The sequence below is a fragment of the Stenotrophomonas sp. OVS01A genome (assembly GCF_019969775.1).
Taxonomy (GTDB): Bacteria; Pseudomonadota; Gammaproteobacteria; order Xanthomonadales; family Xanthomonadaceae; genus Stenotrophomonas; species Stenotrophomonas indicatrix.
Genome location: NZ_JAHXYV010000009.1, coordinates 84,946 through 107,123 on the forward strand (window position 1 = coordinate 84,946; position 22,178 = coordinate 107,123).

Sequence of the window (22,178 nt, forward strand, 5' to 3'; positions counted from 1 at the left end):
GCGTCACTCCGCCTTCGGCTTCGGGTACCACAGCGCGTTGACGATGACCCAGCGCTGCTCGAAGCGGCCCATGTGGAAGTAGTCGACGAACCACGGGGTTTCCAGCCGCACCGATGCGGCGTTGCCGGTCACGTCCAGCACCGTGCAGCGGCGATCCCATTGATCTTTCGGGGACTTCAACGCGCCCTGCTTCGTCAGCGCAACCAGCTCTTCCTTCGACATCCGGCGCAGGCCCAGGCGCTCGTCCGGTGTATCACCGAGCACCGCACGTTTGGCCAGGTCCGGATGCAGGGAGCGGGCGACGCGCTGCGGGTCGGCTTCCAGTTGACCGTCGACGTAGTCGTGGCAGGTGGCTTCGATGGCTGCGATCGTGGCGGCGTCGGCGGCGGGGCTTGCTGCTGCGGAAAGTGCGAACAACAGGGCAACGGTGGACATCCGGGTCTCCAGCGCTGAGGGCTGGGCGATCATGGCATGGCCGGATGCGCCCCATCCACGCATGGCGTGGATCTACTGCAACAGCCACGCCAGTTTGCGTTCGCGCGGCTGCCGCTTGAGCTCCCATTCGGCACGCGAGGCCGCTGCCCGGTCCGGGTACTCACGCACCGCCAGGACCCGCAGTGGCGGCCGCGACCGGGTGTAGCGGGCCCCCTTGCCGGCCTGATGGGCAGCAAAGCGGGCCTGCACGTCGGTGCTGATGCCGGCGTAATAGCTGCCGTCGCGGCATTCGAGCAGGTACAGGAACCACGGGCGGGAGGGCGAAACCATTGCCGGATTATGCCGTGCTGCACTGCAGCGGATATACTGGCGACCGAATGCAGGAGAGAGGCGCCGCGCTGGCGCCCGCCGAAGGCGCAGGCTCCCATGATCGCTCAGGCCGGTGGGCTGGAATCCCACCAACCATGCATTCGACTCGCCGAGCTGGAGAGAGGTCACCGGGCACGCCCGGGACGATCCGCCGAAGGGGCACGCGGCTCACGCCGCTGAACTCTCAGGCAAAAGGACAGCGGGAGCGGCACCGGTCATCGTCATCCCGTCATTGCGCAGGCAGTGGCGGTATATGCGCATGGCCGGCCCCACCGCGCCCGGAGCCTGTCCCATGCTGCTGTCCGTCATCTACCTGATCGCCATTTCCGCCGAAGCCATGACCGGCGCCCTGTCTGCCGGCCGCCGCCGCATGGACCTGTTCGGCGTGGTCATGATCGCCTGTGTCACTGCCCTCGGCGGCGGCTCGCTGCGCGACATCCTGCTTGGCCACTATCCGCTGGGCTGGGTGAAACACCCTGAGTACCTTGGCTTCACTGTGTGCGCCGCACTGATCGCCACCTGGCTGGCGCGCTGGATGCACCACTTCCGCCGCACCTTCCTGGTGCTCGATGGCCTGGGCCTGATCGCCTTCACCCTGATCGGCTGCTCGATCGCGCGCGAGGCCGGCCATGCACTGCCGATCGTGCTGATCGCCGGCATGCTCACCGGCGCCTTCGGCGGCGTGCTGCGCGACATCCTCTGCAACGAGGTGCCGTTGATCTTCCAGAAAGAGCTGTACGCCATCATCTCGCTGCTGACCGGTGCGGTGTATCTGCTGTTGCTGCACTGGGGCGTGGCCGATGCCACGGCGATCCTGTGCTGCCTAGGTGGCGGGTTCGCCGTGCGCCTGCTGGCGATCCATTACCGCTGGGAAATGCCGAAGTTCGTGTACCACGACGAAGTGCATTGAGCGCTGGCCGGCACTACCGGCGGGGTGGCATGACCAAGGTCACGCGGCGACGGCCTGCGTAAACCGCTACCATTGGCGCCCCGTCGCACGCGCGACGGCATCCAGCCACGCCGCGCCTGCGGCCCCGCCAGACAATCCCCTCCCCCGCTGCCCGTGGCCCTTCGTGGTGCCGACGGGCCCGCATGACCCTGCGTGCGCGCAGGGCGCAGGATGCCCATGTCTGTCGCCGAAAATTCCCGCTCACGTCGTGCCCGCCTGTTGCTGGTCGTTGCCGGTCTTGCCCTTGTCGCTGGCCTGGCGTGGTGGCTGTGGCCGCAGGCCGAGGCGGGCAGTGGCGAAGCCGGCAGCGGCAAGACGGTGCCTGTACGCATCGCCCTCGCCAGCGCCGAGCCGCTGGTGCTGCGGATGAAGGCGGTCGGTACGGTCACTCCGCTGCACAGCGTGGTGGTGCGCAGCCGCGTGGACGGCGAACTGATGCGCCTGCATTTCCAGGAAGGTCAGCAGGTCAACGCCGGGGACCTGCTGGCAAAGATCGATCCCCGCCCCTACCAAGTGAAGCTTGCGCACGCACAGGGTACGCAGCAGCAGAACCTGGCCGAGCTGGAGAATGCCGAGCGCCAGCTGCAGCGCTACCGCGAACTGCAGCGACAGAACTACGTGTCGGCACAGGAACTGAGCGACCAGCAGAGCAAGGTGCGGCAGCTGCAGGGGCGCCGCCTCAGCGACCAGGCATCGGTGGACGAAGCACGCCTGCAATTGCAGTACACGCGCATCATCGCCCCGGTCAGCGGCCGTGTCGGCCTGCGCCGGCTGGACGTAGGCAACCTGGTGCACGCCAGCGATACCGAAGGCCTGGTCACGCTGTCGCAGACGGCGCCGATCAGCGTGCTGTTCACCGTGCCCGAGCCGGAGCTTCCCGCCCTGCTCGATGCGGTGCAGGCGCAGCCGGCGCTGGCGGTGGAAAGCTGGGACCGCGAAGAACGACGGCAGCTCGCCAGCGGCACCCTGTCCAGCGTCGACAACCGCATCGATACCGCCACCGGCACGCTGAAGCTGCGCGCGCAGTTCGACAACACCGACCAGGCGCTGTTCCCCAACCAGTTCGTCAATGTGCGCCTGCAGCTGGGTGAGCATCCCGCGCTGCTGATTCCCGATGCCGCCGTGCAGTTCGGCAGCCAGGGCAACTACGTGCACATCGTCGACAAGGACAACAAGGCACAACGTCGCTCGGTGGTGCTCGGTCCGGCCGACGACGGACGCGTGGCGGTGCGTTCCGGCCTGGTGGCTGGTGACAAGGTGGTGATCGAAGGCATCGACGGGCTGGAAGACGGCACCGCGGTGGAGATCATCACCGAGGAGGCATCGACCAGGGCCGGCGCATGAACCTCTCGCGCGCCTTCATCCTGCGCCCGGTCGCCACCACCCTGCTGATGGTGGCGCTGCTGCTGTCCGGGGTACTGGCCTATCGCCTGCTGCCGGTGGCGGCGCTGCCGCAGGTCGACTATCCGATCATCCAGATCACCACGCTGTACCCCGGCGCCAGCCCGGAGCTGACCACGCGCACCATCACCGCGCCGCTGGAGCGCCAGCTCGGGCAGATCCCCGGCCTGAAGCAGCTGTCGTCCACCAGTTCCGGGGGGGCATCGGTGATCACCCTGCAGTTCGGCCTGGAGGTGTCGCTGGGCGTGGCCGAACAGGACGTGCAGGCGGCGATCAACGCCGCCGGCAGCTTCCTGCCCGGCGACCTGCCGGTGCCGCCGGTGTATCGCAAGGCCAATCCGGCCGACACGCCGATCCTGACCCTGGCGGTGACCTCGCAGGGCCTGTCACTGCCCCAGGTGCATGACCTGGTCGATACCCGCATCGCCCAGCGCTTGGCGCAGTTGCCGGGTGTGGGCCTGGTCAGCCTGGCTGGTGGCCAGCGCCCCGCCGTGCGCATCCAGGTCAATCCGGCCGCGCTGGCCGCCAACAACCTGGGCATGGACCACATCCGCACTGCGATTGCCGCAGCCAACGTCAACCTACCCAAGGGCAGCTTCGATGGCCCGATCCGTGCGGTGATGCTCGATGCCAACGACCAGATGCGCAGCGTTGCCGAATACCGCGCACTGGTGCTGGCCTGGCGTGAGGGCGCACCGCTGCGGCTGGGCGATGTCGCCACCATCACCGACGGCGCCGAGAACCGCCAGCTGGCGGCATGGAGCGGCACCACCCCGGCGGTGCTGGTGAACATCCAGCGCCAACCCGGCGCGAACGTCATCGCCGTGGTCGGACAGGTGCGTGCGTTGCTGCCGCAGCTGCAGGCCACGCTGCCGGCCGGCGTGCAGATGACCGTGCTCAGCGACCGCACCGAATCGATCCGCGCGTCCGTGCGCGGCGTACAGAAGGAACTGGTGCTGGCCATCGCGCTGGTGGTGCTGGTCACCTGGGTATTCCTGCGCAACCTGCCGGCTACGCTGATTCCCAGCGTGGCGGTGCCGCTGTCGCTGATCGGTACGTTCGCGGTGATGCTGCTGGCCGGCTATTCGCTCAACAACCTCACGCTGATGGCGTTGACCATTGCCACCGGCTTCGTGGTGGACGATGCGATCGTGATGCTGGAGAACATCGCCCGCCACTTGGAAAACGGCGAAAGCCCGCGCGAAGCGGCGCTGAAGGGCGCCAGCGAGATTGGCTTCACCCTGGTGTCGCTGACGGTCTCGTTGATCGCCGTGCTGATCCCACTGCTGTTCATGGCCGACCTGGTGGGCGCGCTGTTCCATGAGTTCGCAGTGACGCTGGCGGTGGCCATCGGCATTTCGCTGCTGGTGTCGCTGACCTTGACGCCGATGCTGTGTGCGCGCTTCCTGAAACCACATGCCAAAGGGTCAGCGCCCCACGGGAATCTGACCCCGCCCGGGTCGGATCCGGTCAGGGCTCCGACCCCGAAGCGCGACGTGTTCGATCGCATCATCGCCCTCTACGACCGCCAGCTGCGCTGGGTACTGCAGCGCCAGCCACTGATGCTGTTGGCAACCGTGGCCACGCTTGCGCTGACGGTGGCGCTGTATTTCGCCGTGCCGAAGGGCTTCTTCCCGGTGCAGGATGCCGGCCTGATACAGGGCATCAGCGAAGCCCCGCAGGCGATCTCGTTCCAGGCCATGCGCGAGCGCCAGCTTACCTTGGCCACGGCCATTGAACAGGACCCGGCCGTGGCCAGCCTGTCTTCCTACATCGGCGTGGACGGCAACAATGCCGCCCTCAACACCGGCCGCCTGCTGATCGAACTGAAGCCACACGGCGAGCGCGAGGGCGCCGACGTGGTGATGGCGCGGCTGCAGCAGCGCGTGGCGAGGATTCCCGGTATCACCCTGTACCTGCAACCGGTGCAGGAGCTGGGCATCGAAGACCGCATCAGCCGCAACCAGTACCAGTTCACCTTGACCACGCCGGACCTGCAGACGCTGGAAACCTGGACGCCGAAACTGTTGCACGCGCTTCGCCAATCGCCGGCGCTGCGTGATGTGGCCAGTGACCTGCAGATGCAGGGCCGGCAGGCCAGGGTGAGCATCGACCGCGATGCCGCCACACGCCTTGGCGTGAGTGTGGAAGCGGTGGCCGACGCACTGTACGACGCCTACGGGCAACGGCAGATCTCGACCATCTTCACCCAGGCCAGCCAGTACCGGGTGGTGCTGGAGGCCGATCCCGCGCGGCAACCGGGGCCGGAGGCGATCAGCGGCCTGCGCGTGCGCAGCAGCAACGGCCAGACCGTGCCGCTGGGCGCGGTGGCGCGCGTCGAGCAGGGGCCAACGGCGCTGCTGCGCAACCATGTCGGTCAGTTCCCGGCGGCCACGCTGTCGTTCAACCTTGCGCCCGGCGCATCGCTGGGCGAAGCGGTGGATGCCGTGCATGCCGCGCAGGCACAGGTGGCATTGCCGCAGAGCATCGAGCTGCGCCTGCAGGGCGCGGCGGCGGCCTTCAGCAGTTCGCTGTCGAGCACGCTGTGGCTGATCCTGGCGGCGGTGGTGGTGATGTACATCGTGCTGGGCGTGCTCTACGAGAGCTTCATCCACCCCATCACCATTCTCTCCACCCTGCCCTCGGCGACCGTGGGCGCCCTGGCCGCGTTGTGGGTGAGCGGACGCAGCCTGGACCTGATCGCAGTGATTGGCATCGTGCTGCTGATCGGCCTGGTGAAGAAGAACGCGATCATGATGATCGACTTCGCGCTGGACGCGCAGCGCACGCGCGGCATGAGCCCGCGTGAGGCGATCCACCAGGCGGCGCTGCTGCGCTTCCGGCCGATCCTGATGACCACCCTGGCCGCGCTGTTCGGCGCGGTACCGCTGATGCTGGCCAGCGGCTCGGGCGCCGAGCTGCGGCAGCCGCTGGGCTGGGTGATGGTGGGTGGCCTGATGGTCAGCCAGGTGTTGACCCTGTTCACCACGCCGGTGATCTACCTGACCTTCGACCGTCTGCAGCGTCGCCGTGCGACAGCACCGGCAACCGCTGGCGAGGCCAGCGCATGACCCCTGTGGCACGCCTGGCACAGGCCTGCGTGCAGCGTCCGGTGGCGACCCTCCTGCTGGCGGTGGCACTGGTACTGGCCGGCCTGCTGGCGCTGCGCCTGCTGCCGGTGGCACCGCTGCCCCAGGTCGACTATCCCGCCATTGAAGTCAGTGCCAGCCTGCCCGGCGCCTCGCCCGAATCGATGGCGGCCACCGTGGCCACGCCGCTGGAGCGTGCGCTGGGCAGCCTGCCCGGCATCTCGCGCATCGATTCGGCCAGCACCCAGGGGCAGACCGAGATCGAACTGAAGTTCGTGCTCGGCCGCGACATCGACGAGGCCGCGCGTGAAGTGCAGGCCGCGATCAACCTCGCCCGCGGCCAGCTGCCCAGCGGCATGCCGGGCATGCCGCAGTACCGCAAGGTCAACCCGTCGCAGGCGCCGATCCTGGCGCTGGCGCTGACCTCCGATACGCTCTCGCCGGGCCAGCTGTACGACCTGGGTTCGACTGTGCTGGCACAGAAGCTGTCGCAGGTGCCGGGCGTGGGCGAAGTGCAGGTGGGCGGCAGCGCGCTGCCGGCGGTTCGCGTGTCGCTGGACCCCAATGCTCTCAATCACGCAGGCCTGGCACTGGAAGACGTGGCACAGGCGATCAGCCGCGCCAATGCAGTACGCCCACTGGGTGCGGTCGCAGGCGCGCAGCAGCACTGGCAACTGGAAGCGCCGCTGCAGCTGCGCCAGGCCGCGCAGTATCGCCAGCTGGCGCTGAAGTCCAGCGATGACCGCCTGCTGCGGCTGGGCGATGTCGCTGCCGTCGCCGATGGCGTGGAGGACCGCTATGCCAGTGGCTTCCACAACGAACGCCCCGCCGTGCTGCTGATCGTCAGCCGCCAGCCCGGCGCCAACATCATCGCCACCGTCGATGCCATCCAGGCGCAGTTGCCGCAGCTGCACGCCCTGCTGCCCAGCACGGTGGACATGCAGCTGGTGATGGACCGCTCGCCGGTGATCCGCGCCACCCTGCACGAAGCAGAAGTGACGCTGCTGCTGGCGATCGCGCTGGTGGTACTGGTGGTGCTCGGCTTCCTCGGCCACTGGCGTGCGGCCCTGGTACCCAGCGTGGCGATTCCGGTGGTGCTGTTCGGCACGCTGGCGTTGATCGCGCTGATGGGCTTCTCGCTCAATACGCTCTCGCTGATGGCCCTGATCGTGGCGGCGGTACTGGTGGTGGACGACGCCATCGTGGTGCTGGAGAACATCGCGCGCCATCGCGAGCTGGGCGCCGACCGCTGGCAGGCGGCGGTGCGTGGTGCATCGGAAGTGGGCGCTACGTTGCTGTCGATGAACCTGGCGCTGGCCGTGGTGTTCGTCTCTATCCTGTTCCTGGACGATTTCGTCGAGCGCCTGTTCCGCGAATTCTCGCTGACCCTGGTAGCGGCGATGACGGTGTCGGTGCTGGTGGCGCTCAGCCTGGTGCCGATGCTGTGTGCGCGCCTGTTCGTCGATGACGCGCAACAACCCTCGCGCTGGCAGCGCGGCAGCAATACGCTGTTCGAGCGCGTGCGTGGCGCCTATCTGCGCACCCTGCAGGCCAGCCTGCGTCACCTGCGCTGGCCCTTGCTGGCCTTCGTGGCAGTGATCGCACTCAACGCCTGGCTGTTCGAGCAGGTACCCAAGGGCATCGTTCCGCAGCAGGACACCGCACAGCTGCGCGGCTTCGCGCGTGGCGATGACGGCCTGTCCTTCCAGGCGATGCAGCCGAAGATCGATGCCTACCGCAGACTGCTGCTGTCCGACCCGGCCATCGAGGACATCATCGGGTATATCGGTGGCAGCAACGGGGTCAACAACGCCTTCATCATGATCAAGATGAAGCCGCTGGCCGAGCGCGGTGTCTCCAGCCAGCAGGTGATCGATCGCCTGCGCGCGCGCCTGCCCAAGCTGCCCGGCGGTAATCTGTACCTGTGGGTGGACCAGGACATCCGCCTGGAAGGCGCCGGCAGCAGCGGCAAATACGAATTCCAGCTGCTGTCAGCGGACACCGCACCCTTGCGCCAATGGGCACCGAAGGTCGCTGCTGCGCTGCGTGGCCTGCCGGAACTGGTGGACGTGGAAGCGCAGGGCGAGGCCGGCATGCGCCAGGTGATGCTGGACATCGACCGCGAGGCAGCGGCGCGCCACGGCGTGGACCTGCGCATTGTGGCCAACATGCTCAACAACGCCTTCAGCCAGCGCCAGGTCGCCACGTTGTACGACAGCCTCAACCAGTACCGGGTGGTGATGGAGCTGGACCCGAAGCACACCCAGGACCCGGGCACGCTGGCACGGCTGCAGGTGATCGATGGCAGCGGCCAGCGCATTCCACTATCGAGCATCGCCAGCTGGCGCTATGGCATGGCGCCGGACCGCGTGTATCACAGCGAGCAGTTCGCCTCGATCTGGATCGAGTTCGCGCTGGCGCCGGGCGTGGGCCTGGAACAGGCCACCCGGGCCATTGATGCGGCGATGGCCAAACTGATGCTGCCGCGCTCGGTGCAGGCCAGGCTTTCCGGCGAGGCCGGTGGCCTGGAGCAGCTGCGTTCGCGCCAGTTGTGGCTGGTACTGGGTGCGACGCTGGCGGTGTACCTGGTGCTGGGCATCCTCTACGAGAGTTTCCTGCAGCCCTTGGTGATCCTGTCCACGCTGCCGTCGGCCGGCATCGGGGCGTTGCTGGCGCTGTGGCTGTTCGGCAACGAACTGAACCTAATCGCCCTGCTCGGCCTGTTCCTGCTGGTGGGCGTGGTGATGAAGAACACGATCCTGCTGGTCGACTTCGCCCTGGCCGGCGAACGCCGCGGGCTGAGCGCGCAGGATGCGGTGATGGAAGCGGCACGACTGCGCCTGCGGCCGATCCTGATGACCTCGCTGGCGGCACTGCTGGGCACATTGCCGCTGATGCTGGCCAACGGTGAAGGCTGGGAACTGCGGCAGCCGCTGGGTATCGCGATCGTGGGCGGGTTGCTGGTCAGCCAGTGGTTGACGCTGTACACCACGCCGGCGATGTATCTGGCGTTGGCGCGAGTACGGGCGGGGCGGTGAGCGAGGTGGCTTCATCCACGCATGGCGTGGGTCTACTGCGGCCATCGCCGGAGCGGGTTTCACACCACCCCGGCGATGTACCTGGCGCTGTCGCACATACGCAGCGCCAGGCGCATCGCCGGTGCAGACGGGCCGGTCTCCAACTCCGACCGGCCCTGATCGCGGCCGCACCCCCGCAGGCGCTGGCCGCCATCCACACACGTGCCGCACTCAAGCGGCTTCGGACACCTTTACCTCACGGCGGGCGCGCACGGCAGCGGCAAGCCGCTCCAGCACCTGCACGGTGGTGTCCCAATCAATGCAGCCATCGGTGATGCTCTGGCCGTAGACCAGCGGCTGGCCTTCCACCAGTTCCTGGCGACCGCCGATCAGATGGCTTTCGACCATCACACCGACGATGCGCTGCTCGCCATCTTCCAGCTGGATGGCGATGTCTTCGATCACCTTCGGCTGGTTTTCGTGGTTCTTCAGGCTGTTGGCGTGGCTGGCATCGATCATCAGGCGCGTCGGCAGCTTGGCCTTGGCCAGCGCCTGGCAGGCATCGGCCACGCTGGCCGCGTCGTAGTTCGGCTGCTTGCCACCACGCAGGATCACGTGGCAATCCGGGTTGCCGGTGGTGGAGACGATGGCGGTGCCGCCCTGCTTGGTGACCGACAGGAAGTGATGCGGATTCGAGGCTGCGCCCACGGCATCGGCGGCGATCTTGACGTTGCCGTCGGTGCCGTTCTTGAAGCCGACCGGGCACGACAGCCCCGACGCAAGTTCACGATGCACCTGGCTTTCGGTGGTGCGTGCGCCGATCGCGCCCCATGCCACCAGGTCGGCGATGTACTGCGGCGAGATCACGTCGAGGAACTCGACGCCAGCCGGCAGGCCCAGCTTGTTGATGTCGCGCAGCAGGCCACGGGCAATGCGCAGGCCCTTGTCGATCTTGAAGCTGCCGTCCAGGTCCGGATCGTTGATCAGGCCCTTCCAGCCCACCGTGGTGCGCGGCTTCTCGAAGTACACGCGCATGACGATTTCCAGCTCGCCGGCCAGCGCATCGCGCAGCGGCTTCAGGCGCTGTGCGTACTCGATGGCGGCTTTCGGATCGTGGATCGAGCACGGCCCGACCACCACCGCCAGGCGGTCGTCGCGGCCATGCAGGATTTGGTGCAGGGCGGCGCGCGAGGCGCTGACGGTGTCGGAGGCTTCGTCATCGCAGGGCAGCATCGCCAGCAGCTGGGCAGGCGGTGTCAGCGGTTCGATGGTGCGGATACGCAGGTCGTCGGTGTGCGGGGGCATGGTAAGGGGTCTCTACGGAACGTTGGGGGTCCGCAGCGTGGCGACATGAAAAAAGCCGCCAGGTTCGCTGGCGGCTTTCGGGAATGCGTCTGAAGCTTTCTTCAGGGTGAGCGCAATCCTTCCTCCGCCGGGGGCTTCGGAAAGTAATACCAATAAAAGCTGGCGTGGGCTGCGTTCATGGGATCTATTGATAACACAGGGTTTTGGCGGGTGCCAACTGTTTCATCCGCAACTGCGGGCGCGGTTCAGCGGACTATCGGCCGCCATGCACTTCCACATCCAGCAGCAGCGTCTCGTGGATGTCGACCCAACGCTCCACCACGCGGTCCAGTTCCTGCCTGGCCTCATCAAGCTGTTCGGGGTTGAGCATGGACCTGGCCGTATACAGATCGGACACCAGCTGCCGCAGGGTGGCTTCCTGGATGGCCACCACCGGCCCTTCCAGGCCGGGCACCTGCAGCGCTGGACTGCTGCCCAGCGCTCCGTACAACGTCACCTGGATCTTGCTCTGCATGCTCGACTTCCCTGCGGGTGGACACGGCCGAACGCCATCTTTACCCGGAATGGATGACACGCGCATGTGCCACGAGGGTGCCGGAATGCAGTCCGATGGAGCGGGGGCGCATGGGGTCTCCCTTGAAGGTCATGGGGTTGCCGGCCAGCGGCCGGCACTACCGGGAAACGCGGGTGAACGGTACGGCGCTACAGCGAGCGCAGCGCGCGCTTGCGGATGTATGTATTGGCTGCGCTGTCGTGCGTTGACTGCCACCGTGCGCATACATCGCGCACCCATCCGGGCTGGCTCTTGCCTGCGTCGTTCAGCCAGTTGCCGACCGAGTCCTGCACATAGCGCTCGGGATCGTCAGCGAGGGCTTCCAGCAGGGGCAACGCGTGCTCGGGTTGCTGCTTGAACAGCGCAATGTGCGTGGCCCATACACCGCGCGGGCGAAGCGCCTCACAGGCGAAGCGGCGCTGATTCGGCGAGCGCTGCAGCGTCCAGGGTTGCAGCAGGGCAAGCGCTTCCAGCGGCTCGGCGACGATATCGCTGCGCAAGGCCAACCATGCCCATTCGCGCACACCGAAGTGCGCATCATCTGCCAGAGGACGCATGGCCTGCAGCTTGTCGGCCAATGCCGCCTGCGGGTCACTGCCAATCAGATAGCACGCCCATCCGCGCACGGTATCGGATGGATGCGCCTGCCTGCGCTGCACGTCGCCCTGCCCTGCCTCGCGCAGTAGCGCTGCGGCCAATGCCATGCGCTGGGTGATTCCCTTGCCTGCAGCGGCGCGCATGCGCTGCATGGATGCCTGGGGCAAGGTTGGTGCCACCGCCTGCAGCAGTGTGGCGAAATCCACTGCGAGGCACTCGGCCAGGTGCGTGCTGGATACGCTGCCCGCATTGAGTGCCTGCAGGCGTGCCGTACCGATGGTGCCGATCATGTGCCTGTTTCCTGGCCTGCGTCGGTGTGTCGCCAGACTTTTTCCAACAGCAGCGACAACTGCACCTGTTCGCTGGAATCAAGACCGTTGAACAGTCCGCCGATCCATTGTGTGTGCTGGTCGAACAGATCGCCGGCCAGGCGCTTGCCGCGCGCGGTCAGCACGATCTGCAGACGGCGGCCATCCTCGGCATCGTTGCGCCGCTGCAGCAGGCCATCACGCTGCAGGCCATCGAGCAACCCGCTGATGGTGGCGCGGGTGACGCCAGCGCGCTCGGCCAACGCGTGCGGAGGCAAGGTGCCGCCAGCCCCGTGCAGCAGGAACAGCACCACGAAGCGGCCTTCGCTGAGGCCGTGCGGCGCCAGGCGTGAAGCGCAGTCACGGTCGATCGCGCTGGACAAGGCCAGCAGCTGGAAGCACAGGCGCAGCTGGGCCAGGTGGGGATCGCCGCGACGGCCAGCCTCCTGGAGGAGAGCCGTGTGTTTTGCTTCAAGCATCCATCAAATCCATGATGATTAGGCGCCTTATTATATTTTCTAACCCGCAGGGCGCAAGTCCGGACCGGGCTGCCGCAGGGCATGACGCGGCGCCGCCCCGGGGCCTGGATGGGGTCGACAGGCGCCGGCAGCCAAAGCTGCGGTAGCATCGCGCCACGTCCCGCCAGGAGTTCCACGCATGTGCCGTGTCGTCCTGTTGTTGCTGACGCTGTTGCCGATGGCCGTAGTCGCTGCGCCACCACCGCTGCCATCGCCAGCCCGCATTGATGCCCAGGCGCAACGGCTGATGCAGGCCGCACACGCACGTGGCATGGCGCTGGCGGTGATCGACGCTGGCAAGGTGGTGCACGTGGCCGCCTATGGCGAGCGCAACGCCGCCGGCGAACCGCTGCGTACCGACACCGTGATGTACGCCGCTTCGCTGACCAAGATGGCCTTTGGCCACCTGGTCGCGCAGCTGGCACAGGACCAGGTGATCGCGCTGGACGCCGGCATTGCCACGTATCTGGACAAGCCATTGCCGGACTACCCCGTCGATACGAAGCACTACGCCGATTACAGCGTATTGGCCGGCGACGAACGCTGGCGCCGGCTCACCCCGCGCCTGCTGCTCAATCATGGCAGCGGCTTTGCCAACTTCGCGTTTCTGGAACCGGATGGCAGGCTGCAATTCCATTTCGATCCGGGCAGCCGCTACGGCTATTCCGGCGAAGGCTTGATCCTGCTGCAGTTCGTGCTCGAACGGGGGCGCCTTGGCCAGGACATCGGCGCGCTGATGCAGCGCCGCGTGTTCGACCGCTTCGGCATGCCCCGCACCAGCATGATGTGGCGCGAGGATTTCGCCACCAACCTGGCCGACGGCTGGACCGCCGATGGCACGCCCGAGCCGCATGACGAGCGCAGCCGGGTGCGGGCCGCCGGCTCGATGGATACCACCATCGCCGACATGGCCAACTTCGCAGCGGGCTATGTGCGCGGCGAAGGCCTTTCAGCGGCGATGCGGCAGGAGCTGGTACGTCCGCAGCTGCCGATCACCACGGCCAGCCAGTTTCCGACCCTGCAGGCGGAACTGCCGGTAGCGGAGCGGCGCAGGGACCTGGCAGCCGGCCTGGGCGTGGTCACCTTCCGCGGGCCGCAGGGGCCCGGCTTCTACAAGGGCGGCCACGATGACGCGGTGGGCAACACCCTGGTGTGCATCGAGCAGGGCCAGCGCTGCGTGGTGATGCTGGGCAACGATGTCCGCGCCGAGGCGGCGTTTCCGGCACTGGTGGCGTTCGTGCTGGGCGATACCGGAGTGCCGTGGGACTGGGAGTACGGCGCGGAGAAGGTGTTCGTGCGCTGACGCCATCCACGCATGGCGTGGATCTACTGGCGTGGACCCATGGGCATGGATTCATTGGCATGGACACATGGGTATGGACCCATTGGCGTGTGCCCATTGGCGGCAACACGCCACCCACAAAAAAACCCCGCCTTGCGGCGGGGTTTTTTCATTGCAGCAGTGCAGCGGACCTTAGAAGTCCATGCCGCCCATGCCACCCATGCCGCCCATGCCACCAGCGCCACCCATGGCCGGCTCGTCCTTCTTCGGAGCGTCGGCAACCATGGCTTCGGTGGTGATCATCAGGCCAGCGATCGAGGCTGCGTTCTGCAGCGCCGAACGGGTCACCTTGGTCGGGTCCAGGATGCCGAACTGCAGCATGTCGCCGAACTCGCCGGTGGCGGCGTTGTAGCCGAAGCTGCCGGTGCCTTCCTTGACCTTGTTGACGATGACCGACGGCTCTTCACCGGCGTTGGCAACGATTTCGCGCAGCGGGGCTTCCATCGCGCGCAGGGCGATCTGGATGCCGTGGTTCTGGTCTTCGTTGGCACCCTTCAGGCCAGCCAGTGCGGAGACCGCACGGACCAGGGCAACGCCGCCGCCCGGGACCACGCCTTCTTCAACGGCTGCACGGGTCGCGTGCAGGGCGTCGTCGACGCGATCCTTCTTTTCCTTCATTTCGATTTCGGTCGACGCGCCGACCTTGATCACTGCAACGCCACCGGCCAGCTTGGCCACGCGCTCCTGCAGCTTCTCGCGGTCGTAGTCCGAGGAGGTGTCTTCGATCTGGGTCTTGATCTGCGCAACGCGCGAATCGACCGCAGCCTTGTCACCCACGCCATCGATGATGGTGGTGTTTTCCTTGGAGACCTGCACCTTCTTGGCGCGGCCCAGGTCCTTGATGGTGGCCTTTTCCAGCGACAGGCCGACTTCCTCGGAGATCACGGTGCCGCCGGTCAGCACGGCCATGTCTTCCAGCATCGCCTTGCGACGGTCGCCGAAGCCCGGAGCCTTGACGGCCACGACCTTGACGATGCCGCGGATGGTGTTGACCACCAGGGTCGCCAGCGCTTCGCCTTCGACTTCCTCGGCAACGATCAGCAGCGGCTTGCCAGCCTTGGCGACGCCTTCCAGCACCGGCAGCAGGTCACGGACGTTGGAGATCTTCTTGTCGTGCAGCAGGATGTACGGGTCATCCAGGTCAGCGGTCTGCGACTGCTGGTTGTTGATGAAGTACGGGGACAGGTAGCCGCGGTCGAACTGCATGCCCTTGACCACGTCCAGCTCGTTGTCCAGGCCCGAGCCTTCTTCAACGGTGATCACGCCTTCCTTGCCGACTTCCTTCATCGCGTTGGCGATGATCTGGCCGATCGACTCGTCCGAGTTGGCCGAGATCGTGCCGACCTGGGCAATGGCCTTGTCGTCAGCGGTCGGCTTGGAGATGTTCTTCAGCTCGGCGACGGCAGCCACGACGGCCTTGTCGATACCGCGCTTGAGGTCCATCGGGTTCATGCCGGCAGCAACGGCCTTGGCGCCTTCGCGGATCAGGGCCTGGGCCAGCACGGTGGCGGTGGTGGTGCCGTCGCCGGCGTCGTCGTTGGTACGCGAGGCGACTTCCTTCACCATCTGCGCGCCCATGTTCTCGAACTTGTCAGCCAGTTCGATTTCCTTGGCGACGGACACGCCGTCCTTGGTGATGGTCGGGGCGCCGAAGCTCTTCTCGAGCACGACGTTGCGGCCCTTCGGGCCCAGGGTGGCCTTGACGGCATTGGCGAGAACGTTGACGCCGCGCACCATGCGCGAACGGGCGTCTTCACCGAAACGAATATCCTTGGCAGCCATTGCGTTTACCTCATTGGTAGCGCCGGGCCATGCCCGGCGGCTGGGTGTTGGAATCAGGGGATGAAGCAGGTCGCGCCGACGCTCAGCCGATGACGGCGAGCACGTCGTCTTCGCGCAGGACCTTGTACTCGACGCCTTCGCTCTTGTACGAGCTGCCGGCGTACTGGCCGTAGATGACCTTGTCACCGACCTTCAGCGACGGAGCGCGCACGTTGCCGTTGTCCAGCGGCTTGCCCGGGCCCACGGCCACGACTTCACCCTTGGTGGACTTTTCCTTGGCGGAGTCCGGGATCAGGATGCCACCGGCGGAAACTTCGTCGGCTTCGATCGGCTTGACCACAACGCGGTCGTGCAGCGGCTTGATGCTCATGTGGGACCTCTTAAGTTATTGATTGGTCTGAAAAAGTCCGGCGATGTTAGCACTCGCACCAGGCGACTGCCAGCAACGCGCGTGAAAAAGCCCGACAGGTCGGGAGCACGACAGAGATGGAGACCTCCGGAGGCCTTTCAAGGCCCGCCCCCGAAATTTTTCCCGGCGGCCCGGCGGCACTCCATCCCCGCGCGGACGCCTTTATAGGGATGCGTCGCGGCAAGCCAAGGGGGAATTGGCCACCATTTGGTGACCGCCGTCGCACTGTCAGATATCTGGCGTTCATTTACGACAAAGTGTCACCGGATCGGCTTTAGGGTGGCCCGGCATTCCCAATCACAAGGAGTAGTCGATGCGATTGCTGTCCCCGCTCGCCGCCGCCTGCCTGCTGGCCCTGGCTGCCGCGCCGGCCCAGGCCGAGGTCTTCATCAACGAACTGCACTACGACGACAGCACCGCTGCCGGTGACGTCGGCGAAGCCATCGAAGTGGTCGCCACCGCCGGCGAAGACCTGTCCGGCTACCGCCTGTACCTCTACAACGGCAGCAACCCGTCGGCCGCCACGGTCTACGCCAACAACGCGGTGCCGGCCGGAACCGCGGCCAGCTGCGGCAGCGCCACCCTGGCGGTGGTCACCTACCCCAGCAACGGCCTGCAGAACGGTGCCAACGACGGCATCGCCCTGGTCGACGCCAGCGGCAAGGTGGTCCAGTTCCTCAGCTACGAGGGCGCGATCACCGCTTCCGGTGGCCCCGCCGCCGGCATGACCAGCCAGAACATTCCGGTTGCCGAAACCAACAGCACCGCGGCGGGCACCTCGCTGCAGCTGACCGGCAGCGGCAGCCAGTACGCGCACTTCACCTGGGCCGAATCGGCCAGGCAGACCTTCGGCAGCTGCAACAACAACCAGACCTTCAGTGGCGGCGGTACCCCGGGCCCGAACACGCCGCCGTCGGTGTCCACCACCACGCCGGCACAGGGCAGCAGCACCTTCCCTGCCGCCGCCGACCTGGAAGTGGTATTCAGCGAGACGGTCAACCTCGCCAGCGGCGCCTTCGCACTGACCTGCGGCACTTCGGGCAGCGTGCCGCTGACCTGGCCGGCCAGCGGCAAGAGCGTGAAGCTGTCGACCAACACCGCGCTGGTCGCCGGTGAAGCCTGCCGCTTCGACATCCGTGCCGCACGCATCACCGATGCGCAGGGTGCCCGCCCGGCGACCGACAGCCGCATCGCCTTCACCGTGGCCACCACCACCGGCAATCCGGACCCGGGCAATCCCGGCGGACCGGCCGGTTACTACTCGAAGGTCAACACCAGCAGCCCCAGCCAGCTGCGCTGCTCGCTGCACGCCACCATCAAGGGCCACACCGCGTATCCGTACAGTGGCTCGGGCACCAGCACCTGGACCATCCTGGAAATCGCCGACGAAGATCCGAACAACAGTGGCCGGATCCTTGATGCCTACCGCAACCACAGCTTCGCCAAGGTGACCGACCGTGCAGGCAGTGGCGGTGGACTGAAGTACAACCGCGAGCACACCTGGCCGAACTCGCTGGGCTTTGCCAGCACCACCGGTGACAAGGGCCTGCCGTACGCGCCCTACACCGATACCCACATGCTGTACCTGACCGACGCACAGTGGAATGCCGACCGCGGCAACAAGCCGTTCGGCAAGTGCGATGCCAACTGCGGCGAGCGTGCCACCGAAGCCAACAACGGCCACGGCGGTGGCAGCGGTGGTTACCCGGGCAATTCGAACTGGGTACGTACACCGGATGGCAATGCCGGTACCTTCGAGGTGTGGGGCCATCGCAAGGGCGACATGGCACGCGCGGTGATGTACATGGCCATCCGCTATGAAGGTGGCAAGGATGCGGCCACCGGCCAGTCCGAACCGGACCTGGAACTGACCGACGACCGCAGCAAGATCGTCAAGACCAGCAGCTCGCCGGCCTACATGGGCCTGCTGTCGACCCTGATCGACTGGCACCTGTCCGATCCGCCGGATGCCGCCGAGCAGGCGCGTAATGACGTGATCTACTCGTTCCAGGGCAACCGCAACCCCTTCATCGACCACCCCGAGTGGGCCACCCCGGGCCTGTTCACCTCGGCCAAGCCGGCCACCTGCCAGCTGGCCAACTGACCGCGCAACGCTGCGGTTCACTGCCGTCGCCGGGCCCTGCCCCGGCGACGGCCCTATACTCGACGGTCATGTCGACCGTCGATCCCGTCCTGCTGCTGTTGACCACCTGCCCGGACCGGGCCAGTGCCGAGCGCATCGCGCATGCGCTGGTCGCCGAGCATCTGGCTGCCTGCGTGACCCGCCTGGACGGCGCTCAGTCGACCTACCGCTGGCAGGGTGAGGTCACCACCGACACCGAGCTGCAGCTGCTGGTGAAGACCACCGCAAGCCGTGTCGATGACGCCATCGCCCGGATCGTCGAACTGCATCCGTATGAACTCCCGGAGTGCATCGCGGTCGAAACCCGGGCCGGCCTGCCGGCGTATCTGGACTGGATCCGGGCACAGACCCGGGAGGACACTGATTGAAGACTCTGTTTGCGCGTGGCGCCGCCTTGTGCGCTCTGTTGTGGCTTTCATTGCCGGCCTTCGCGCTGGATGAGAAGGATCTGCTGCCGGTGGACCAGGCGTTCGCGCTGACCGCCAGCGCGCCCGAGCGTGGCCAGATCCAACTGCAGTTCAAGATCGCCCCGGGCTACTACCTGTATCGCCACCGCACCACGGTGAAGGCCGATCCGGCGTTCAACGCCGCTGCGCTGCAGATGCCCGCAGGCAAGAAGCACCACGACGATTTCTTTGGTGAGGTGGAGACCTACCGCGAGCGCCTGCAGGCCACCCTGCCCGGCGCGCCCACCGATGCCGCCGGCACCATCAGCCTGGAAGTGCGTTACCAGGGCTGCGCCGATGCTGGTGTGTGCTACCCGCCGCAGAAGCGCGTGGTGCAGGTGACCCTGCCCGGTGCAGGCGGTGCGGCGGCCACGCTGCCGACCGCACGCGCCACCGGCGCCAGTGCATTCAACAACCCGCTGGCCGGCGCCGGCAGTGGCGGTGGCCTGCGGCTGCCGGGCACCAGCAACAGCCAAGCACTGCCGCTGCCGTCGGATCAGGCATTCGGCTTCGATGCCATCACCAGCGATGGCAATACCCTGCTGCTGCGCTTCAGCCCGGCACCGGGCTATTACCTGTATCGCGACCGCACCTCGCTGAAGCTGGAAGGCAGCGCCGGGGTACTGGCCGACAAGCCGCGTTGGCCGGCGGCGCAGTCGCACCGCGACGAGCACTTCGGTGATGTGGCGGTCTATTTCAACCAGGTGGAAGTGCCGGTGCTGCTGCGCCGCAGCCGCGCCGAGGCGGTCGACAGCACGCTGGTGGTGACCTTCCAGGGTTGCCAGACCGATGGCATCTGCTACCCGCCGATGACCCGCCGGGTGAAGTTGTCGATCCCCGCCGGCAAGGCCAACGCCACCAGTGATGCACCTGCCGCACGCGACGAAGTGATTCGTTCGCTGCCGGCTTCGGCCACTGCCGGCACCCGCGAGGGCGCCAACGGCACACCGCTGCGCCTGCTTCCGACCGTGCCCAACGACGCGCCGGCCGCCACGGGTGGTGCCGACGCCAGCAACGGCTCGCGCGATGCCTTCGCCGCCGACGCGCAGCAGGACAATGCGCTGCGTACCAAGGCTCCGAGCCGCGTACCGAAAACCGACAGCTCGCTGCTGTGGGTACTGCTGCTGGCACTGGGCGGTGGCCTGGTGCTGAATCTGATGCCCTGCGTGCTGCCGATCCTGTCGCTGAAAGTGCTGAGCCTGGCGCAGAGCGGTGAAAGCGCCGAGCGCGCCCGCAGCCATGCCATGTGGTACACGCTGGGCGTGCTGGTCGCCTTCGCGGTGATCGGCGCGCTGATGGTCGGCCTGCGCATGCTCGGCAATGCGGTCGGCATCGGTTTCCAGCTGCAGCATCCCGGCGTGGTCGCGGCGTTGGCCTACATCATGTTCGCGGTGGGCCTGAGCCTGTCCGGCGTGTTCACCATGGGCGGCGGCATCGGCAACTTCGGCCAGTCGCTGGCGCGACGCAGTGGCCCGGCCGGCGATTTCTTCACCGGCGTGCTGGCCTGCGTGGTCGGCAGTGCCTGCGTGGGACCGTTCTTCGGCCCGGCGGTGGCCTATGCCTTCGTTGCACCGCCGGTGGCGGCGATGCTGGTGTTCCTGTTCCTCGGCCTGGGCCTGGCCCTGCCGTTCCTGCTGATCGGCTTCGTGCCGGCGCTGGCCCGTCGCCTGCCCAAGCCGGGCCAGTGGATGGAAACCCTCAAGCACGTGCTGGCCTTCCCGATGTACGCCGCCGCGTTGTGGCTGCTTTGGGTGCTGGGCAAGCAGCGCGGCGTGGATGGCATGGCGCTGGCGCTGGGTGGCCTGCTGCTGCTCACCGGCGGCCTGTGGCTGTTCGAGCGCAGCCGCTGGCGCAGCCAGCGCGCGGCCGGGCTGCTGGGCGTGCTGCTGGTGATCGCCGCGCTGGTGCCGGTGTGGGCGGTGACCCAGCTGGCACCGCCGGCACGTGCCGCGCAGGCGAGCAGCGAGAACGTGGTGGATTACTCGCCGCAGATGCTGGACCGCCTGCGCGCCGACAACCGCGTCGTGTTCGTCAACATGACCGCCGACTGGTGCGTGAGCTGCAAGGCCAACGAGCGCGCGGTGCTGTCGCGCCCGGAGTTCAAGGAACTGCTCAAGCGCACCAACGCGGTGTACATGCGTGGCGACTACACCAATGTCGACCCGCAGATCACCGCGTTCCTGGATGAGCACAAGGCCGTGGGCGTGCCGCTGTACGTGGTGTACGGCCCCGGCGCCCCGCCGACGGTGCTGCCGACCCTGCTGACGCAGGCGCTGGTGGAAGAAGCACTGCTGCGCACCGCGCGATGAAGTGGCAACGGCCAGCGCTGCTGTGGACAGCAGTGCTGGCTGCCGGTCTTGGCCTGTGGGCCGGCAACCGGCTGGCGCCGGAGCCGGCGACGGAAGCTGCAGCGCCTGTGGCAGTATCGCCGCCGGCGCTGCCGATGCTGCGGCCCGGTGATCCGCTGCCGGCGCTGGTGCTTGCCGATGCTGAAGGTCACGCGCTGGATATCCGCGAACGCTTCAAGGGCCACCCATTGCTGGTCAATGTGTGGGCCAGCTGGTGCGGCCCCTGCGTGGAAGAGATGCCCGAACTGGCCCGCTTTGCCGAGGGCCAGGGCGCGCACGGCGTGCAGGTGTTGGGCCTGGCACTGGATACGCCGGACGGCGTGCGTGATTTCCTGCAGCGAGTGCCGGTGGACTATCCCATCGTGCTCGATACCCCCGGCCCACGCGATGCCAGCGTGCAGTTGGGCAACGCGCAGGGTCTGCTGCCCTACAGCGTGTTGTTCGACGCACAGGGACGGATGATGAAGGCCAAGCTCGGACCGTTCGCGCACGGCGAAATCGAAGGCTGGGCGAAGTAGGGCTGCGCCCTGCACCTGCAGATGCTTTCAAGCAACAGCAACAGCAACCGCTACAGCTACAGCGGGCTTCCGTGGGATGGCGGGGCGGTGTCGGACTGCGGGGACGCCGCAAGTACGTCCTTGTAGGCTTGGCAGCCGCTTGCTCGTGTGCGCTGTCCTGCGCACACGGCAAGACCGGGGTTGGGCGTCCTGCCCAACCCGCCCGAGGCATGCCTCGGGCCCATGCCGCGGACACCCCGCACTCCGACACCGCCCCACCTCTGACAGATTTCCGGTGTCTGATGGATCCACCTCGTGCGTGGATGAATCTTCATCGGAATCGAATATCTCGACAATTGAAACGAAGAGCATCCACGCGTGGCGTGGATCTACGTGTCGACCAAGGTCGACACCCACCAAGAGCATCACAGAACGCCGTCCCGACAGGTCGCGGACAACTGTCGAAGGCGGGGTGGGTCCGGTTGCGGGGGTGTAAGCGCCATGGATGGCGCGCCCAAGCCTTATCTGATTGGAATCTGGCACCGTAGGTGTCGAGAGCCGGCGTGGGCCGCCGTGTAAGCCTGGATCTCGACGATCGCCATGGAGCTTGGCGCCCACGCCGGAATCTCCCTTGATCCGCCCGAACAGTTGCTGGAGCTGACACTCGCAG

General features: G+C 66.9%; 17 protein-coding genes and 2 riboswitches. Of the genes, 9 read left to right on the plus strand and 8 right to left on the minus strand.

The genetic code is table 11. The annotated features are described in order from the left end of the window. Window positions 1–3: 3 nt before the first annotated feature. Together LC407_RS20280 and LC407_RS20285 are read right to left on the minus strand one after the other, a co-directional pair. Window positions 4–435 (minus strand): nuclear transport factor 2 family protein, encoded by a 432-nt coding sequence (locus LC407_RS20280; RefSeq protein ID WP_223483493.1) that lies wholly within the window; start codon window positions 433–435, stop codon window positions 4–6. Between the two features lie 72 nt (window positions 436–507). After that, entirely contained in the window at window positions 508–765 is a 258-nt protein-coding gene (locus LC407_RS20285) for a GIY-YIG nuclease family protein (protein WP_032952084.1), read from the minus strand. Window positions 766–805: 40 nt separating this feature from the next. Beyond that, window positions 806–895, plus strand: a riboswitch (glycine riboswitch). Between the two features lie 13 nt (window positions 896–908). Further along, window positions 909–1,012, plus strand: a riboswitch (glycine riboswitch). An 84-nt stretch (window positions 1,013–1,096) separates the two neighbouring features. Between LC407_RS20285 and LC407_RS20290 the strand changes: the two genes are divergently transcribed. From LC407_RS20290 to LC407_RS20305, 4 genes are all read left to right on the plus strand, one after another. Continuing rightward, entirely contained in the window at window positions 1,097–1,714 is a 618-nt protein-coding gene (locus LC407_RS20290; protein WP_223483494.1) for a trimeric intracellular cation channel family protein, read from the plus strand. 216 nt (window positions 1,715–1,930) lie between these two features. Next, a complete protein-coding gene (locus tag LC407_RS20295; RefSeq protein WP_223483495.1) occupies window positions 1,931–3,097 on the plus strand; it encodes an MdtA/MuxA family multidrug efflux RND transporter periplasmic adaptor subunit in 1,167 nt (388 codons plus the stop codon). Beyond that, a complete protein-coding gene (locus LC407_RS20300) occupies window positions 3,094–6,225 on the plus strand; it encodes a multidrug efflux RND transporter permease subunit (RefSeq protein ID WP_223483496.1) in 3,132 nt (1,043 codons plus the stop codon). Before LC407_RS20295 ends, LC407_RS20300 begins: the two co-directional genes overlap by 4 nt. Continuing rightward, on the plus strand, window positions 6,222–9,281 hold the full coding sequence (locus LC407_RS20305; RefSeq protein WP_223483497.1) for an efflux RND transporter permease subunit: 3,060 nt from the start codon (window positions 6,222–6,224) through the stop codon (window positions 9,279–9,281). Before LC407_RS20300 ends, LC407_RS20305 begins: the two co-directional genes overlap by 4 nt. A 210-nt stretch (window positions 9,282–9,491) precedes the next feature. Here the strand turns inward: LC407_RS20305 and LC407_RS20310 are convergent, their stop codons facing one another. The 4 genes from LC407_RS20310 to LC407_RS20325 form a co-directional block, all read right to left on the minus strand. Continuing rightward, the gene (locus LC407_RS20310) at window positions 9,492–10,565 is read right to left on the minus strand and encodes a 3-deoxy-7-phosphoheptulonate synthase (RefSeq protein WP_223483498.1); all 1,074 of its coding nucleotides are present in this window, start codon (window positions 10,563–10,565) and stop codon (window positions 9,492–9,494) included. A gap of 253 nt (window positions 10,566–10,818) precedes the next feature. Continuing rightward, on the minus strand, window positions 10,819–11,079 hold the full coding sequence (locus tag LC407_RS20315) for a hypothetical protein (protein WP_025878654.1): 261 nt from the start codon (window positions 11,077–11,079) through the stop codon (window positions 10,819–10,821). A 188-nt stretch (window positions 11,080–11,267) separates the two neighbouring features. Then, complete coding sequence (locus LC407_RS20320) at window positions 11,268–12,005, minus strand: DNA alkylation repair protein (protein WP_223483499.1); 738 nt, start codon at window positions 12,003–12,005, stop codon at window positions 11,268–11,270. Then, the gene (locus LC407_RS20325) at window positions 12,002–12,502 is read right to left on the minus strand and encodes a MarR family transcriptional regulator (protein WP_223483500.1); all 501 of its coding nucleotides are present in this window, start codon (window positions 12,500–12,502) and stop codon (window positions 12,002–12,004) included. Before LC407_RS20325 ends, LC407_RS20320 begins: the two co-directional genes overlap by 4 nt. Before the next feature lie 178 nt (window positions 12,503–12,680). Between LC407_RS20325 and LC407_RS20330 the strand changes: the two genes are divergently transcribed. Further along, the gene (locus LC407_RS20330) at window positions 12,681–13,844 is read left to right on the plus strand and encodes a serine hydrolase domain-containing protein (protein ID WP_099843869.1); all 1,164 of its coding nucleotides are present in this window, start codon (window positions 12,681–12,683) and stop codon (window positions 13,842–13,844) included. Window positions 13,845–14,015: 171 nt separating this feature from the next. On the opposite strand, the gene groL is transcribed toward LC407_RS20330, so the two are convergent. Both groL and LC407_RS20340 read right to left on the minus strand, forming a co-directional pair. Then, the gene (gene groL, locus LC407_RS20335; RefSeq protein ID WP_025878650.1) at window positions 14,016–15,665 is read right to left on the minus strand and encodes a chaperonin GroEL; all 1,650 of its coding nucleotides are present in this window, start codon (window positions 15,663–15,665) and stop codon (window positions 14,016–14,018) included. A gap of 82 nt (window positions 15,666–15,747) precedes the next feature. Further along, on the minus strand, window positions 15,748–16,035 hold the full coding sequence (locus tag LC407_RS20340) for a co-chaperone GroES (protein ID WP_025878649.1): 288 nt from the start codon (window positions 16,033–16,035) through the stop codon (window positions 15,748–15,750). Between the two features lie 352 nt (window positions 16,036–16,387). On the opposite strand from LC407_RS20340, the gene LC407_RS20345 reads away from it, so the two are divergent. The 4 genes from LC407_RS20345 to LC407_RS20360 all read left to right on the plus strand — a co-directional run bounded on the left by LC407_RS20345 (window position 16,388) and on the right by LC407_RS20360 (window position 21,529). Beyond that, window positions 16,388–18,178, plus strand: a complete 1,791-nt coding sequence (locus LC407_RS20345) for an endonuclease (RefSeq protein WP_032976462.1) — start codon at window positions 16,388–16,390, stop codon at window positions 18,176–18,178. Window positions 18,179–18,246: 68 nt separating this feature from the next. After that, entirely contained in the window at window positions 18,247–18,585 is a 339-nt protein-coding gene (gene cutA / locus LC407_RS20350; protein ID WP_134833160.1) for a divalent-cation tolerance protein CutA, read from the plus strand. Beyond that, on the plus strand, window positions 18,582–20,972 hold the full coding sequence (locus tag LC407_RS20355; RefSeq protein ID WP_223483501.1) for a protein-disulfide reductase DsbD domain-containing protein: 2,391 nt from the start codon (window positions 18,582–18,584) through the stop codon (window positions 20,970–20,972). The genes cutA and LC407_RS20355 overlap by 4 nt, the downstream gene beginning before the upstream one ends. Beyond that, the gene (locus LC407_RS20360; RefSeq protein ID WP_223483502.1) at window positions 20,969–21,529 is read left to right on the plus strand and encodes a TlpA disulfide reductase family protein; all 561 of its coding nucleotides are present in this window, start codon (window positions 20,969–20,971) and stop codon (window positions 21,527–21,529) included. Before LC407_RS20355 ends, LC407_RS20360 begins: the two co-directional genes overlap by 4 nt. Window positions 21,530–22,178 lie beyond the last annotated feature (649 nt).